At 74.4% G+C, this 14,373-nt stretch carries 13 protein-coding genes; 12 read left to right on the plus strand and 1 reads right to left on the minus strand.

Annotated elements, in window-relative coordinates; translation table 11 throughout:
* Nucleotides 1–15: 15 nt before the first annotated feature.
* The 4 genes from AB2U05_RS15750 to AB2U05_RS15765 are packed head-to-tail and all read left to right on the plus strand — an operon-like array spanning nt 16 to nt 4,451.
* Nucleotides 16–1,086 carry a methyltransferase gene (locus AB2U05_RS15750; RefSeq protein ID WP_045704410.1) on the plus strand — a complete coding sequence of 357 codons (1,071 nt, stop codon included), beginning with the start codon at nt 16–18 and terminating at the stop codon, nt 1,084–1,086.
* Nucleotides 1,086–2,402, plus strand: coding sequence for an MFS transporter (locus AB2U05_RS15755; protein ID WP_369183513.1), 1,317 nt, complete (start codon nt 1,086–1,088; stop codon nt 2,400–2,402). The genes AB2U05_RS15750 and AB2U05_RS15755 overlap by 1 nt, the downstream gene beginning before the upstream one ends.
* Nucleotides 2,403–2,424: 22 nt before the next feature.
* A complete protein-coding gene (locus tag AB2U05_RS15760) occupies nt 2,425–3,150 on the plus strand; it encodes a GNAT family N-acetyltransferase (RefSeq protein WP_369183514.1) in 726 nt (241 codons plus the stop codon).
* A gap of 35 nt (nt 3,151–3,185) precedes the next feature.
* Nucleotides 3,186–4,451, plus strand: coding sequence for a hypothetical protein (locus AB2U05_RS15765; protein ID WP_369183515.1), 1,266 nt, complete (start codon nt 3,186–3,188; stop codon nt 4,449–4,451).
* A gap of 51 nt (nt 4,452–4,502) precedes the next feature.
* Here AB2U05_RS15765 and AB2U05_RS15770 read toward each other — a convergent pair whose 3' ends face one another.
* A complete protein-coding gene (locus tag AB2U05_RS15770; RefSeq protein WP_052706645.1) occupies nt 4,503–5,495 on the minus strand; it encodes a response regulator transcription factor in 993 nt (330 codons plus the stop codon).
* 181 nt (nt 5,496–5,676) lie between these two features.
* Here AB2U05_RS15770 and AB2U05_RS15775 point away from each other — a divergent pair, with 181 nt between their 5' ends.
* Genes AB2U05_RS15775 through AB2U05_RS15810 form a run of 8 tightly spaced genes read left to right on the plus strand, consistent with a single transcriptional unit; the run spans nt 5,677 to nt 14,309 of the window.
* Nucleotides 5,677–6,072 carry a cupin domain-containing protein gene (locus tag AB2U05_RS15775; RefSeq protein ID WP_369183516.1) on the plus strand — a complete coding sequence of 132 codons (396 nt, stop codon included), beginning with the start codon at nt 5,677–5,679 and terminating at the stop codon, nt 6,070–6,072.
* Nucleotides 6,069–7,106, plus strand: a complete 1,038-nt coding sequence (locus AB2U05_RS15780; protein WP_369183517.1) for a histidinol-phosphate transaminase — start codon at nt 6,069–6,071, stop codon at nt 7,104–7,106. The genes AB2U05_RS15775 and AB2U05_RS15780 overlap by 4 nt, the downstream gene beginning before the upstream one ends.
* Before the next feature lie 52 nt (nt 7,107–7,158).
* Complete coding sequence (locus AB2U05_RS15785) at nt 7,159–7,842, plus strand: GNAT family N-acetyltransferase (RefSeq protein ID WP_244178788.1); 684 nt, start codon at nt 7,159–7,161, stop codon at nt 7,840–7,842.
* A 60-nt stretch (nt 7,843–7,902) separates the two neighbouring features.
* Complete coding sequence (locus AB2U05_RS15790) at nt 7,903–9,309, plus strand: KamA family radical SAM protein (RefSeq protein ID WP_045696950.1); 1,407 nt, start codon at nt 7,903–7,905, stop codon at nt 9,307–9,309.
* Nucleotides 9,306–10,376: an L-erythro-3,5-diaminohexanoate dehydrogenase gene (locus tag AB2U05_RS15795; RefSeq protein WP_369183518.1), complete on the plus strand. Its 1,071-nt coding sequence runs from the start codon at nt 9,306–9,308 to the stop codon at nt 10,374–10,376. Before AB2U05_RS15790 ends, AB2U05_RS15795 begins: the two co-directional genes overlap by 4 nt.
* Complete coding sequence (locus AB2U05_RS15800; protein ID WP_369183519.1) at nt 10,376–11,947, plus strand: lysine 5,6-aminomutase subunit alpha; 1,572 nt, start codon at nt 10,376–10,378, stop codon at nt 11,945–11,947. The genes AB2U05_RS15795 and AB2U05_RS15800 overlap by 1 nt, the downstream gene beginning before the upstream one ends.
* Complete coding sequence (locus tag AB2U05_RS15805; RefSeq protein ID WP_369183520.1) at nt 11,944–12,735, plus strand: OAM dimerization domain-containing protein; 792 nt, start codon at nt 11,944–11,946, stop codon at nt 12,733–12,735. The genes AB2U05_RS15800 and AB2U05_RS15805 overlap by 4 nt, the downstream gene beginning before the upstream one ends.
* Nucleotides 12,732–14,309 (plus strand): amino acid adenylation domain-containing protein, encoded by a 1,578-nt coding sequence (locus tag AB2U05_RS15810; RefSeq protein ID WP_369183521.1) that lies wholly within the window; start codon nt 12,732–12,734, stop codon nt 14,307–14,309. The genes AB2U05_RS15805 and AB2U05_RS15810 overlap by 4 nt, the downstream gene beginning before the upstream one ends.
* Nucleotides 14,310–14,373: the final 64 nt, after the last annotated feature.

Genomic DNA, 14,373 nt, shown 5'->3' on the forward strand with positions numbered 1-14,373 from the left:
CAAAAGGAAAGAGACATGACGATCATTCAGGACTACCCGACCACCCCTGCGATCCCGGCCGACTGGCACGGCGCCGCCCCCGCCCCGATCGGCGTCGACCAGGCCTTCAACGGCTTCGTCGCGGCCGGCATCGTCAACGCCCTGGACCGCCTCGGCGCCTTCGACCGGCTGCTCGCCGACGGCGCCCTCGACGTCCCGCGCTTCGTCGCCGCCGCCGGCCCCGGCGCCCGCGAGCGCGTCATCCGCGAGGTGCTGCGCTGTGCCGCCACCTGCGGCTGGGTCCGGCTGCTGAACGACGGCGACACCGTCGTCCTCACCCCGGCCGGCGAGGAGATCGCCCGGATGCGCGGCTACTTCACCTGGGGCGTCGGCGGCTACCACGACATCATCGGCCGCGCCCACCTGCTCGCCAACGGCGAGGGCACCTTCGGCGTCGACGTGCTGCGCGACGAGGCCATGGTCGCCCTCGGCTCCGGCCAGAACGACCGCAACTTCATGGTCGGCACCCTCGACGACGTGCTCGCCGAGGTCGACTTCGGCACCATCGCCGACCTGGGCTCCGGCATCTCCGCCCGGGTCAGCCGGGTCGTCGGCGGGCGCCCCGGCACCCGCGGCCTGGGCCTGGACATCAGCGGCCCGGCCACCGACCTGGCCCAGCGCACCATCGCCGACGCCGGCCTCACCGACCGCGTCCAGGCCATCCGCACCGACGTGCTGGACGTCTGCCACCGCGAGGCGCACCGCGACGCCCTCGCCGAGGTCGACACCGTGATGAGCTTCTTCCTGCTGCACGACCTGCTCGCCGACGAGACCACCCGCCCGCAGATCTTCACCCGCCTGCGCGAGGCCTTCCCGGCCGCCCGCACCTTCGTCCTCGGCGACACCATGCTGCGCCCGGACTCCGAGCACGCCACCACCCTGCCGGTCTTCTCGCTCGGCTTCGAGCTGGCGCACGCCCTGATGGGCGTCCCGCTGCACACCAAGGAGACCTACGAGGAGCTGTTCGCCGGCGCCGGTCTGCGCCCGCGCAAGATCGTCCCGTTCGGCACCCCGCACTCCTGGCTGTACGTGCTGGACGCCGAGTGATGACCAACCCCCTCGCCCTCTACCGGGAGTTCTCCCCGCGCACCCGGGCCGTCCTCGCCGTCAACGCCGTCAACTCCTTCGGCGGCGGCCTGGTCCTGCCCTTCCTCTGGATCTACCTGCAGCAGGTCCGCGGCCTGCCCGCCTGGGTGCCCGCCGTGACCCTCGCCGTCCAGGCCGCCACCGCCGTCGCCGGCGGCCTGGCCTGGGGCGCGCTGCTCGACCGGCTGGCGCAGCGCACCGTCGTCTCGCTGGTGATGCTGATCGCCGGCCTCGGCACCGCGCTGTACGCCTTCGCCACCGGCCCCGCCCCGGCGCTGGCCGCCGCCGTGGTCTACGGCCTCGGCATCAGCGGCGTCGGCACCGTGCTGCGCTTCCTGTACGCGGGCGCCGCCTCGGCCCGCGAGCGCGGCCTGGCCTTCTCCGCCGACTACGCGGTGTTCAACGCGATGACCGGCCTCGGCGTGCTGGTCGGCGGCCTGGTCGCGGCCGGCGCGGGCGCCGGGCGGTTCACCGCCCTGTACCTCGCGGACGGCCTGACCTTCCTGGTCGCCGCCGCCGCACTGCGGCTGCTGCTGCCCCGGGCCGCCGGCGAGGACGACGGCCCGGACGAGGACGCGAAGCCGTCCGGCGGCTACCGCGAGGTGTTCCGGGCCCGCCACCTCGGCGTGCTGCTCGGCACCCTGACGATGTGCTCGCTGGTCAGCTACGGCCAGTTCCGCTCCGGCCTGCCCGGCTACCTCACCGGCAACGGCGCGCTCGGCCCCGAGGGCCTGTCCGGCGCCTTCGCGCTCAACATCGTGGTCGCCGTGCTGGCCCAGATCCTGCTCGGCGAGCAGGTCCAGCGGCTGCGCCGCAGCACCGTGCTGGCCGTCAGCGGCGCCTGCTGGGCCGTCGCCTGGGCGCTGGTCGCGGTCGCCGGGCTCGGGCACGGCGGCGGCGCGCTCGCCACCGCGCTGGCCGGGGTGGTGCTGCTCTCGCTCGGCGAGGCACTGGTCTTCCCGGTGCTGACCGCGCTGCTCAACGACCTCGCCGAGGACCACGTCCGCGGCCGGGTCAACGCCCTGCTGTCGGTCGCCGTCTCCACCGGCTCGGTGGCCGGCCCGGCCCTGGCCGGCGCCACCCTGCCCTGGGCCCGCGGCCTGCCGCTGATGGCCGTGCTGATCGCCGGCTGCCTGGCCGTGGCGGCGGTGTCCGTCCGGCTGCGCGCCGTACTGCGCCCGGCCCTCGACCGCCCGAGTGCCGAACCGGGCGCCGAACCGGCCCCGGAGCCGGCCGCCGAACCCGCCCTCCTCGCCGCCGCCCCGGCCGCGGGCTGACCCCCGAACCCTGGAACTCGTCATGCGCAACTGGCCGCTGCACGGCCTCTCCGTCCGCACCTCCCGGATCGAGCTGCGGTACCCCACCGCCGACGACCTCGACCAGCTCGCCGACCAGGCCGCCGCCGGCGTCCACGCCCCCGGCTTCATGCCGTTCTTCTCCCAGTGGACGGACGGCGACCGGGAGACCGTCACCCGCCGGGTGCTGCAACGGCACTGGCGGGCGATGGCCGAATGGACCCCGGAGGACTGGACGCTCTACCTGGTCGTGGTGCACGACGGCGAGGTCGTCGGCTCGCAGAGCCTCGGCGCGATCGACTTCGGCACCACCCGCGAGGTGCTGCTCACCTCCTGGCTCGGGCTGCGCCACCAGGGCTCCGGCCTCGGCGGCCACGCCCGCGCCGCCAGCCTGGAACTGGCCTTCACCGGCCTCGGCGCCGACCAGGCGCTGTCCGTCGTCCGGCAGGGCAACGACGCCTCCCAGGCGGTCTGCCGCAAGTTCGGCTTCGTCCACGACGGCAGCCAGACCAACGCCGTGCGCGGCGAGCGGGCGGTCAGCGACCGCTACCGGCTCACCCGGGAGCGCTGGGCCGAGCACCGCGCCATCGAGGCCGAGGTGCACGGCGTCGAACCGGCCCGCCACCTGTTCGACACCACCGCCACCCGCACCGCCACCACCACCCCGGCCCTGGCCACCCTGCTCTCCGGCATCCGCCCCGCCCCGGAGGCCGACCAGGCCGTCGCCTGAACCGTCCGCCCGCCCAACCCGAAGGACCAACCACCGTGGCAGACCGACCCGTCATCGCCGTCGTCTACGACCTGGGCGCGGTGAGCCCGCTCACCATCGTCGACCACCTGGAACCGCTCGGCGACGTGCTCATGGCGCTGCGCCGGTCCGAGCACACCGAGCTCAACCGCGCGCTGATCGAGGAACTGGCCACGGTCGTCGACCTCGACCCGGACCACGACGTCGCCGCCGAGGAGCTGCGCCGCCACCGCCCCGACGCGCTGCTCACCTTCAGCGAGACCTGCCTCGGCGACGCCGCCGAACTCGCCGAGCGGCTCGGCCTGCCGTTCCACTCGGTCGAGACGGTCGGGCTGCTGCGCGACAAGTACGCGATGCGCGCCCGGCTGCGCGAGCACGGCGTGGACGCCGTCCGCTCCGCCCGGCTGGAGGGCCCCGCCGACTGGCCGGCCGCGCTGGCCGAGGTCGGCCTGCCCGCCGTGCTCAAGCCCGCCACCGGGCAGGGCAGCCGGGACACCCACCTGATCACCGAGGAGGCCGCGGGCGCCCGCCTCGCCGAGGAACTGCTGACCGGGCCGGACGCCGGCCCGATGGTGCTGGAGGAGTACCTGCGCGGCCGGGACTGCGGCCCCTTCGGGGACTACGTCTCGGTGGAGAGCGCCGTGGTCGACGGCGAGGCCACCCACTGGCAGGTCACCGGCAAGTACCCGCTGCTGCCGCCGTTCCGCGAGCCCGGGCAGTACTGGCCCGCGCCGATCGACGAGGCCGAGCGGGCGGCCGCGCTCGCCCTGACCACGCAGGTCATCGCGGCCCTGGGCATCCGCACCGGCATCACCCACACCGAGCTCAAGCTCACCGCCGAGGGCCCCCGGCTGATCGAGCTCAACGGCCGGCTCGGCGGCTACCAGTCCTGGCTCGCCGAACTGGCCGGCGGCCTCGACCCGATGGAGCTGGCCGGCCGGATCGCGCTCGGCGAGAAGGTGGAGGTGGGCCACGCGCCCACCGACCGGGTGTACTTCGTCCGTTCCGTCCAGACCCCGCGCGAGGGCGGCCTGCTGAAGGCCGTGCACGGCCTGCGGGAGGTGCTGGACCTGCCCGGCGTCGAGGGCGCGACGGTGATGAGCCGGCCCGGCGAGCAGCTGCCGCCGACCGTGTCGACCGCCGAGCTGGTCTCCGTCACCGGCATCGTCGAGGACCACGCCGCGATGCTGGCCGTCGTCGAGCAGGCGCTCGGCAGGCTCACCTTCACCATCGAGGGGCCGGACGGCGAGCGGACCCTGACCTCCGCCGAGTGCGAGGTCTGACCCCCCGCCTCCGGGACCGGGCGGCGGCCGACCCCGCCGCCCTCCGGTGCCTCAGCGGTCGATCAGCGCGAAGCGGGAGGCGAACACCCCCGCCTGGAAGCGGCTGTCCACTCCCCAGTCCCGCATCAGCTCGGCGATGTGCCGCCGGCAGGTCCGCACCGACATGTTCATCCGGTGCGCGATCGCCTCGTCCTTGTGCCCGGCCGCGAGCAGCCGGACGATCCCGCGCTTGACCTCGTCGCCGCTGTCCCCGTAGCCGAAGCCGGTGTGGGTGAACGGGCGGGCCTGGCTCCACTCCCGCTCCATCGTGCGGTACAGGTACTCCACCACCACCGGCTCGCGGATCACCATCGCGCCCGGCTCGCCGTCCTGGGTGCGGTCGGGCAGGAAGGCGATCCGCCGGTCGAAGATGATCAGCCGGTCGATCACCTCGCCGACGGTGCGGATCTCCGAGCCGGCCTCCGACATCCTCGTGAAGTGCATCTGCACCACCGGGCTGGCCAGCACCACGTGCGGGTACAGCGCGCGCATCCGCACGCCCCGGTCCAGCAGCTGCAGGTCGCGCGGGCGGCTGTCGACCAGCGTCTCCTCGCTCAGCGCGGTCGGCTGGCTGACGAACACCTCCTCCGAGCAGGCCCGGGACACCTCGCTGAGCATGCTGCGGACCTGCTCCACGTCGTGCAGCAGCTCGATCGCCACGCCCCGGCCGCGGTCCCGCCGGGCCTCGAAGTAGGTGGACTGCAGCGGCAGCAGCATCGCCCTGGTCCGCTCGGCGCGCATCCGCCGCTCGTGGATCTCCTGCTCCAGCGGGCCCACCAGCTCGGCCACCGCCGCCTCCGGGCTGGCCGGCACCCAGCGGCCGGGCCCCGTCCCGTGCAGCAGCCGCAGCTCCAGCAGCGCCGCCAGGGCGGCGTCGAAGCGCTCCGGCGGGAGTCCGTCGCGCCGGTCGGCGGCGATCAGCACGCCGTCGCGCAGCGCCTGTTCGTACAGGACGGTCGCGTCGGGCGTCAGTTCGGCGGCGCCGCCGGTCTCCGGGTCGGTCATGGTGCTCCCCCCGCGGTCACTTGCTGCCAGGCAAGTTTATGACAGCGTCCGGACATCGATCCGGGCCCCGGGATCGGCCAGGCTTCTCGCATCCCCAGTCGAGCAGCCCGTTCGGGCAGCAGCGTCGGTCGCCCCGTCGACCGCATCGCCGACCGCCCGCCGAACGCCCCGGAGTGGAGCCTTGCAGACCGCCTCGCACACCGCCCTGCAGACCGTCGAAGTCCGTACGGACATCCCGCAGTTCCTGCCGGTGGCCGGCCACCACGTGCCGGCCCCGTTCTACCTGACCGCCGACATGTTCGGCGGCCTGCCGTTCCAGCTGGCCGGCGGCTCGATCGACCACCTGGTCGGCAAGCCGGTCGCCGACCCGCACCGGCACGAGGTCGCCGAGATCTACTTCCTGGTCTCGCCGAACCCGGGCGGCGCGAAGATCGACGTCACCGTGGAGGGCGAGCGCCACGAGCTGAGCTCCCCGGCGATGCTGCACGTCCCGGCCGGCGCCGAGCACCAGTTCCTCACCAAGGAGGCCGAGCCGGGCAGCTACTGCTTCGGCATCCTGCTGGGCGACAAGGCGTGACCACCGCCCCGGCCCCCGCCCCGGCCGCGGCCCCGGCCCGCCTGCACCTGAGCGAGAACCCGTACGGCGCCAGCCCGCTCGCCCTCGCCGCCGCCCGCGACGCCATCGACCTGACCGAGATCTACCCGGACCCGGCCCGGCAGAGCCCGACCGCCGCCCTCGCCGCGCACCTCGGCGTGGCCGAGGAGCAGATCGCCGTCGCCAACGGCAGCGACGAGCTCGTCCTGCTCACCGCCCTCGCCCTCGGCGACGTCACCCGGCCCGGCGTCACCACCGCCGGCACCTTCCCCGGCTACCGGATCTGCCTGGAGACCGCCCGGCGCGGCTGCACCGAGATCCCGCTCGCGGGTACGGAGACCGACGCCGAGCGCTTCGCCGAGGCGCTGGCCGGCGCCGGCATCGGCTACCTGTGCAACCCGCACAACCCGACCGGCGCCCTGCTCTCCCGCGAGCGCTTCGACCTGCTGGTCGCCGCCGCCGAGCGCACCGGCACCCCGCTGGTGGTCGACGAGGCCTACCTGGAGTTCACCCCGGCCGGCACCCCGCAGCTGCGCGACTACCTGGACCGCGGCGCCCCGGTGGTCTCGCTGCGCACCTTCTCCAAGGCGTACGGGCTGGCCGCGCTGCGGATCGGCTACGCGGTCGGCCGGGCCGACCTGATCGCCCGGCTGCGCGAGGCCCAGGGCACCATGCCGTTCAGCGTCAACCGGGCCGCCCAGGCCGGCGCCGTCGCCGCGCTCACCGACCCCGAGCACCTGGCGCGGGCCGTGCGCCGCAATGCCGAGCGGCGCGAGCGCTTCCGCGCCGACCTCGCCGCCCGGGGCCGCCGCTCGCTGCCCTCCGTCACCAACTTCGTCGCCGTCGCCGTGCCCGACTCCGCGGCCGCCGAGCACGTGCTCGCCGAGCGGTACGGGATCCTCGTCCGCGACGCCGGCCGGTTCGGCCTGCCCGGCTACCTGCGGGTCTCGCTCGGCCCCGACGAGCAGCTGGACCGGCTGCTCGACGCGCTCGACGCGCTCGCCCCCGTGCGCTGAGCCTCCGTTGGGCCGCACCACACCCTCCCCCGTACCCGTAGGAGCACCCCTGATGACCCACGTCGTGATCGTCAACCACGAGGAGCAGTACGCCGTCTGGCCGCGCCGGGCCGAGCTGCCGGCCGGCTGGCGGGCGACCGACTGGACCGGCGACGAGCGCGGCTGCCTGGAGCGCGTCGCCGAGGGCTGGACGGACCTGCGCCCCGCCTCGGTGCGCGAGGCCGTCGCCGAGGACGCCGCCCGCCCGGCCGTCCAGCTGCTGACCGCCGGCCCGGTCCAGCTGCGCGAGGTGCTGCCGGCCGAGGCCGAGCAGCTGCGCGACGGCGGCACCGCCGGGCTCGACTGGCTCGGCGGCACGCCCGGCGACGGCACCCGGGTCGCCGCGAAGATGCTGGCCGGCGCCGCGGCGGCCGGCCTGCTGCGGCCCGGCTGGGGCATGTACCTGCTGGTGCGCAGCGAGGACGCGGTCGCGGTCGGCGGCATGGGCTTCCACGGCGCCCCGGACGGCGGGCAGGTGGAGATCGGCTTCGACCTGGTCGAGCCGGCCCGCGGCCACGGCTACGCGACCCTCGCGCTCAGCGAACTCGCCTGCTGGGCGCTGGCCCAGGACGGCGTCGACCGGGTGATCGCCACCACCACCCCGGACAACCGCGCCTCCCAGCGCGTCATGGAGCGGGCCGCCTTCACCCGCATGCCCGACGCCGACGGCCTGTTCGTCTACCAGCTCACCCACTGACCACCCGACCCACCGCCCCGGGGGAACGTCCGCCCGCCGGTGGCCTTAAGGAGGAGCACCATGGCGTACGCCGCCCCCACCCTGGCCCCCACCGCCCTCGAACCGCTGCCGCAGCCGTACGAGTACCGGCGGCGCGAGGCCGTCGAGCCCGACTGGACCCGCTTCCCCGGCTGGCGCGACGTCACCGCCGCCCAGTGGCGGGACCCGCAGTGGCAGCGCGCGCACTGCGTCAAGAGCGTCCGGCAGCTGCGCGAGCTGGTCGGCCCCGGCCTGGACGAGGCGTTCTACGCCGACGTCGAGGCCGACCAGCGCGACCACGCGACCATGTCGCTGCTGCTCACCCCGCAGGTGCTGAACACCATCGGCCCGGACGGCCCGCCGGAGACCGGCACCTGGTACCGCGACCCGGTGCGCCGCTACATGCTGCCGGTCGCCTCCGACCGCCGGCCCACCCTGCCCAGCCACCCGCTGGCCTCCCGGGACTCGCTGCACGAGGCCGAGATGTGGGCGGTCGAGGGCCTGACCCACCGCTACCCGACCAAGGTGCTGGCCGAGCTCGTCACCACCTGCCCCCAGTACTGCGGCCACTGCACCCGGATGGACCTGGTCGGCAACAACACCCCGCAGATCGCCAAGTACCGCTTCGTGCTGCGGCCCGCCGACCGGCTGGACCGGATGATCGACTACCTGCGGGCCACCCCGACCGTGCGCGACGTGGTGGTCTCCGGCGGGGACGTCGCCAACGTGCCCTGGCCGCGCCTGCGTTCCTTCGTCGACCGGCTGCTGGACATCGAGTCCGTCCGCGACATCCGGCTCGCCAGCAAGGGCCTGATCGGCCTGCCGCAGCACTGGATGGCACCCGAACTCCTCGACGGCATGGCAGAGTTGGCCGCCAAGGCGCGCGGCCGCGGGGTCTCCCTGGCGATGCACACCCACGCCAACGTGGCCCAGCAGGTCACCCCGCTGGTCGCCGAGGCCTCCCGCGCGCTGATGGACGCCGGCCTGCGCGACGTCCGCAACCAGGGCGTGCTGCTGGACGGCGTCAACGCCAGCCCGGAGGCGCTGCTCGACCTGTGCTTCGGCCTGCTCGACAACGCCGGCATCATGCCCTACTACTTCTACCTCTGCGACATGATCCCCGGCGCCGAGCACTGGCGCCTCCCGCTCGCCGAGGCGCAGCGCCTGCAGCACGCGATCATGGGCTACCTGCCCGGCTTCGCCACCCCGCGCATCGTCTGCGACGTGCCGTACGTCGGCAAGCGCTGGGTGCACCAGGTCGACTCCTACGACCGCGAGCGCGGCATCTCCTCCTGGCGCAAGAACTACCGCACCTCCGTCGAGCACGACGACCCGGAGGCGCTGGACCGCACCTACCACTACTACGACCCGGTGCACACCCTGCCCGAGGCCGGCCGCCGCTGGTGGAGCACGCCCGAGGCCCTGGCGCTCACCGGGGGTGCGGCATGACCTCGTCCATGAACCTGTCGATGGGACTGCACCGGGTGCTGGAGCCCGCCGGGGTGCTGCCGCAGGCCGCCTGGCGGCTCGACCCGGATCCGGCGATCGCCGCCGACGAGGTGCTGGTCTGCGTCGAGGTGCTGAACCTGGACGCCGCCTCCTACCGCCAGCTGCACGACAAGCACCACGGCGACGGCCCGGCGATCCGCGACGAGGTCTGCGCGATCATCGACGAGCGCGGCAAGATGCACAACCCGGTCACCGGCTCCGGCGGCATGCTGATCGGCCGCGTCCAGGCGGTCGGCCCGGACTCGCCGCTCGGCCTGCGCCCCGGCGACCGGATCGCCACCCTGGTCTCGCTCAGCCTCACCCCGCTGGCCGTCTACGACGGGCTGCTCGGCTGGGACGGCCTCAGCGAGCGCATCCCCGCCTCGGGCCACGCCGTCCTCTTCGGCCGCTCCATCGCCGCCGTCCTGCCGCCCGACCTGCCGGACGAGCTGGCGCTGTCCGTCCTGGACGTGTGCGGCGCCCCCGCGCTCACCGAGCGGGTCGTCCGCGCCGAACTGCTGCCCGCGCCCACCGTGCTGGTGCTCGGCGCCGCCGGGAAGTCCGGCTCGCTGTCGCTGGCCGCCGCCCGCCGGGCCGGCGCCGGACGGCTGATCGGCGTGGTGCCGAACGAGGCCGAGCGGCGCGCCCTGGAGGAGTCCGGGCTGGCCGACCTGGCGCTGCTCGGCGACGCCCGCGACCCGCTGGGCCTGGCCGCCCTCCTGGACGCGCACGGCGGACCGGCCGACGTCACCGTGGTCTGCACCGACGTGCCCGGCTGCGAACACCCGGCGATCCTGGCCACCCGCGACGGCGGCACCGTCGTCTACTTCTCGATGGCCACCTCCTTCCCGGCCGCCGCGCTCGGCGCCGAGGGGCTGGCCCGCGACGTCACCATGCTGATCGGCAACGGCTACCAGCCCGGGCACGCCGCCCTCGCGCTCGACCTGATCCGGCAGGAGCCGGGCGTGCGGGCGCTGTTCGACCACCGGCTCGGCGCCGCCGAGCCCGCGCTCGCCGGGAGCCTGTGATGACCACCGCCGTCCGTACCCCCGGCAAGCTCGGCCTCGACCCGGCCCTCGTCCGCCGCGCCCGCGAACTCGCCGCCCGGGCCGGCCGCCCGGTCGTCGACCTCGCCCGCTCGCACACCACCGTCGCCGTCGAGCGCGCCACCCTGCGCCTGGCCGGCCTGAACGGCGCCGACCCCGAGGGCATCCCGTGGGCGAACCGGCTGGTCGACGCCGTCCGCGACCAGGTCGGCCTGGAGCACGGCGTGTGCCTGCCGGTCTGGGAGGCGCTGCGCAGCGGCGAGTACCGCGACCTGACCGACCTGGCCGCCCGCGCCGCCACCCGCACCGTGCCGTTCCGCGTCCCCGAGGGCGACGCCGCCGTACGGTCCGAGGCGGCGGCCCGGACGGCGGTCGGCCGGGGCATCGCCCGGATCGACGAACGGCGCCGCGAACGCGAGGAGTTGGTGCGCCGCTGGGGCAACCCGAAGGGCCCCTGGATCTACCTGATCGTCGCCACCGGCGACATCCACGAGGACATCCGGCAGGCCCAGGCCGCCGCCCAGGGCGGCGCCGACGTGATCGCCGTGATCCGCTCCACCGGGCAGTCCCTGCTCGACTACGTCCCGGACGGCGCCACCCGCGAGGGCTACGCGGGCACCTACGCCACCCAGGAGAACTTCCGGCTGATGCGCGCCGCGCTGGACGAGACCTCGGCCGAGCTCGGCCGCTACGTCCGGCTCACCAACTACGCCTCCGGGCTGTGCATGCCGGAGATCGCCGCGCTGGCCGGCCTGGAACGCCTCGACATGATGCTCAACGACTCCATGTACGGCATCCTGTTCCGCGACATCAACCCGGTCCGCACCTTCGTCGACCAGCGCTTCTCCCGCCAGCTGCACGCCCGGGCCGGCATCGTCATCAACACCGGCGAGGACAACTACCTCACCACCGCCGACGCCGTCGACGCCGCCCACACCGTCACCGCGAGCCAGCTGCTCAACGAGTACTTCGCCAAGGAGGCCGGCCTCGCGGACGGCCAGCTCGGCCTCGGCCACGCCTTCGAGATCGACCCGGCGGTGCCCGACTCGTTCCGGCTGGAGCTCGCCCACGCCCTGCTCGCCCGCGAACTCTTCCCGGACGCCCCGCTCAAGTGGATGCCGCCCACCCGGCACATGACCGGCGACGTCTTCCACGGCTACCTGCTCAACGGCTTCTTCAACCTGGCCGGCGCGCTCACCGAACAGAGCATCCTGCTGGTCGGCATGATGACCGAGGCCGTCGTCACCCCCTTCCTCTCCGACCGCGACCTCGCGCTGCGCAACATCCGCTACGTGCTGGACGCGGCCGGCGGCCTCGCGGAGGACTTCCACCCCGCCCCGGACGGCCTGATCGCCCGCCGCGCCGGCCAGGTCCTCGGCGAGGCGATCGACCTGCTCGCCGACATCCGCGAACGCGGCCTGCTGGACGCCATCGCCGCCGGCACCTTCGGCGGCATGCGGCGCACGGCCGAGGGCGGCCGCGGCGCGGACGGCGTGGTGGCGCGGGCCGCCGGCTACCGCAACCCCGCCATCGACCTCCTGGAGACCACGTGATCACGGCCCCGGACCTGGACCTCGACCTCCCGACGCTGCCCCGCACCGCCACCACCGTCCGCCCGTACGGCGACACCACCGACGACGGCATGGTCCAGGTCTCCTTCACCCTGCCCTTCCCGCACGGCCCGCTCGCCGACGGCGCCGCGCTGCAGCTCGCCCGGAAGATGGGCATCGACCGGCCGCTGCTCGTCCACTCCAAGCCGATCGGGCGGGACTTCAGCTTCTTCGTCGTCTACGGGCCGGTCGTGCACGAGGTCGACCTCGACGAGATCGAGGTCGTCGAGCGGGAGTACCCGCTGCTGACCGCCAAGGAGGCCAACAGCGCCGTCAGCGAACGGCTCGGCCGAAAGCTCGTGGTGCTCGGCGCCTGCATCGGCACCGACGCGCACACCGTCGGCATCGACGCCATCCTCAACATCAAGGGGTTCGCGGGCGAGAAGGGCCTGGAGTACTACAAGGAGCTGAAGGTCCTCAACCTGGGCGCGCAGGTCAGCGTCCCGGAGCTGGTCCGCCGGGCCCGCGTCGAGGGGGCGGACGCCGTCCTGGTCTCCCAGGTGGTCACCCAGCGGGACGCGCACCTCACCAACGTCAAGGAACTCGCGGCCGAACTGCGCGCCGAGTTCGCCGAGCACGAGCGACCGCTGCTGGTCGTCGGCGGGCCCCGCTTCGACCCGGGCACCGCCGCCGAGTTGGGCGCCGACCGCGTCTTCGGCCGGGGCACGACGCCCTCCGACGTCGCCAGCTACCTGGTGCACGCGCTCACGGGGGCGGAGCTCACGGGATGAGCTTCCGACCGTCCGACTTCCTCAGCGACCCGCACCTGCTGGTCTACCTCGCCGACCCGTTCCTGCTGCACCCCCAACTCCCGTACCCGGAGCCACCGATGCCCACCGCCGCCGCCGACCGCCTGGACACCCGCTTCGCCGACACCGCCGCCCGCCACCCGGGCCGCACCGCCGTGTCCGACACCTCCGGCACTCTGACGTACCGTCAACTCGACACCCTGGCGTCCGAGGTGGCGGATTCCCTCGGCGGCCGCGTCTCCCCGGGCCAGCTCGTCGCCCTGCGCGCCGACCGCACCCGGCACGCCCCCGGCGGCATCCTCGGCATCCTCCGCTCCGGCGCCGCCTACCTGCCCGTCGACCCCGGCTACCCGGAGGCCCGGCAGCAGCACCTGCTCAACGACTCGGGGGCCCAACTGGTGCTCACCGACGCCCCGTTGCTCCCGGGCGAGGAGCCCGTCGCGACGGTCGGCCCCTTCACCCTCGCCACCCGCCCGGGCGTCACCCCGAAGACCACCCCTGCGGACACCGCGTACGCCATCTACACCTCCGGCTCGACGGGCCTGCCCAAGGGCTGCCTGGTCAGCCACGCGCACGTCCTGGAACTGATGGACGGCGCGGCGCCGCTGTTCGACCTCGGCCCGGACGAGGTGTGGACGATCTTCCACTCGTGGAGCTTCGACTTCAGCGTCTGGGAGCTGTGGGGCCCGCTGCTGTACGGCGGGCAGGCGGTGGTCGTCGACCGCGAGAGCGCCGCCGACCCGGAAGCCTTCGCCCAGCTCCTCGCGGACCGTCAGGTGACCTTCCTCAACCAGGTCCCCTCCGCCTTCGGCAACCTGGTCACCGAAGCCGTAGCTGCCGGGCTCACCCTGCCTTCCCTCCGCCACATCGTCTTCGGCGGCGAAGCCCTCGTCCCCGACGACGTCCGCCGCTTCTGGCAGGCCGGCCTCGGCCCCAACGCCCGCCTGGTCAACATGTACGGCATCACCGAAACCACCGTGCACGTGACGTTCTGCCCCCTCACCCCCGACCTGCTGGACGGCGCCCGCCCGGGTCGCACCCCCATCGGCCGCCCCCTGCCCCACCTCGCCATCTCCCTCCGCGACGCCGAGGGCACGCCCGTCCCGGTCGGCCAGCCCGGCGAACTCTGGGTCTCCGGCGCCTCCGTGAGCCACGGCTACCTCGAACGCCCCGAGCTCAACGCCGCCCGCTTCGTCGACGGCCACTACCGCAGCGGCGACTGGGCCGTCGAAGAGCCGGACGGCACCTACTCCTACCTCGGCCGCCAAGACGGCCAGGTCAAGCTGCGAGGCTTCCGCATAGAACTCGGAGAAATCGAAGCCGCCCTCCGAGCCATCCCCGGAGTGACCAGCGCCGCCTGTACCGTCACCCCCGACGCCCAGTCCCTGAGCGCCTACGTCGTCGCCGACCCGGACGAGGTGCCCACCAGGGTCATCCGCACCCACCTCGCCGACCACCTCCCGGCCCACATGCTCCCCCAGTCCATCCACCACCTCCGCCAGCTCCCGCTGACCCCTCACGGCAAACTCGACCGCACCGCCCTCCTCGCGGCCTGACCCGGTTGCGCAGGAAGTCGGCCAGCCCGACTTCCTGCGCACCCAGCCGCGCGCCTTCCGCGGC

Origin of the sequence: Streptomyces sp. Y1, assembly GCF_041053115.1 — a bacterium.
In the GTDB taxonomy this organism is placed as follows: domain Bacteria; phylum Actinomycetota; class Actinomycetes; order Streptomycetales; family Streptomycetaceae; genus Kitasatospora; species Kitasatospora rubellomurina.

Coding starts and splice junctions, on each gene's coding strand:
- AB2U05_RS15755 (WP_369183513.1), top strand. CDS start 1,086: ATGACCAACCCCCTCGCCCTCTACCGGGAGTTCTCCCCGCGCACCCGG.
- AB2U05_RS15790 (WP_045696950.1), top strand. CDS start 7,903: ATGGCGTACGCCGCCCCCACCCTGGCCCCCACCGCCCTCGAACCGCTG.
- AB2U05_RS15785 (WP_244178788.1), top strand. CDS start 7,159: ATGACCCACGTCGTGATCGTCAACCACGAGGAGCAGTACGCCGTCTGG.
- AB2U05_RS15770 (WP_052706645.1), bottom strand. CDS start 5,495: ATGACCGACCCGGAGACCGGCGGCGCCGCCGAACTGACGCCCGACGCG.
- AB2U05_RS15800 (WP_369183519.1), top strand. CDS start 10,376: ATGACCACCGCCGTCCGTACCCCCGGCAAGCTCGGCCTCGACCCGGCC.
- AB2U05_RS15810 (WP_369183521.1), top strand. CDS start 12,732: ATGAGCTTCCGACCGTCCGACTTCCTCAGCGACCCGCACCTGCTGGTC.
- AB2U05_RS15795 (WP_369183518.1), top strand. CDS start 9,306: ATGACCTCGTCCATGAACCTGTCGATGGGACTGCACCGGGTGCTGGAG.
- AB2U05_RS15760 (WP_369183514.1), top strand. CDS start 2,425: ATGCGCAACTGGCCGCTGCACGGCCTCTCCGTCCGCACCTCCCGGATC.
- AB2U05_RS15750 (WP_045704410.1), top strand. CDS start 16: ATGACGATCATTCAGGACTACCCGACCACCCCTGCGATCCCGGCCGAC.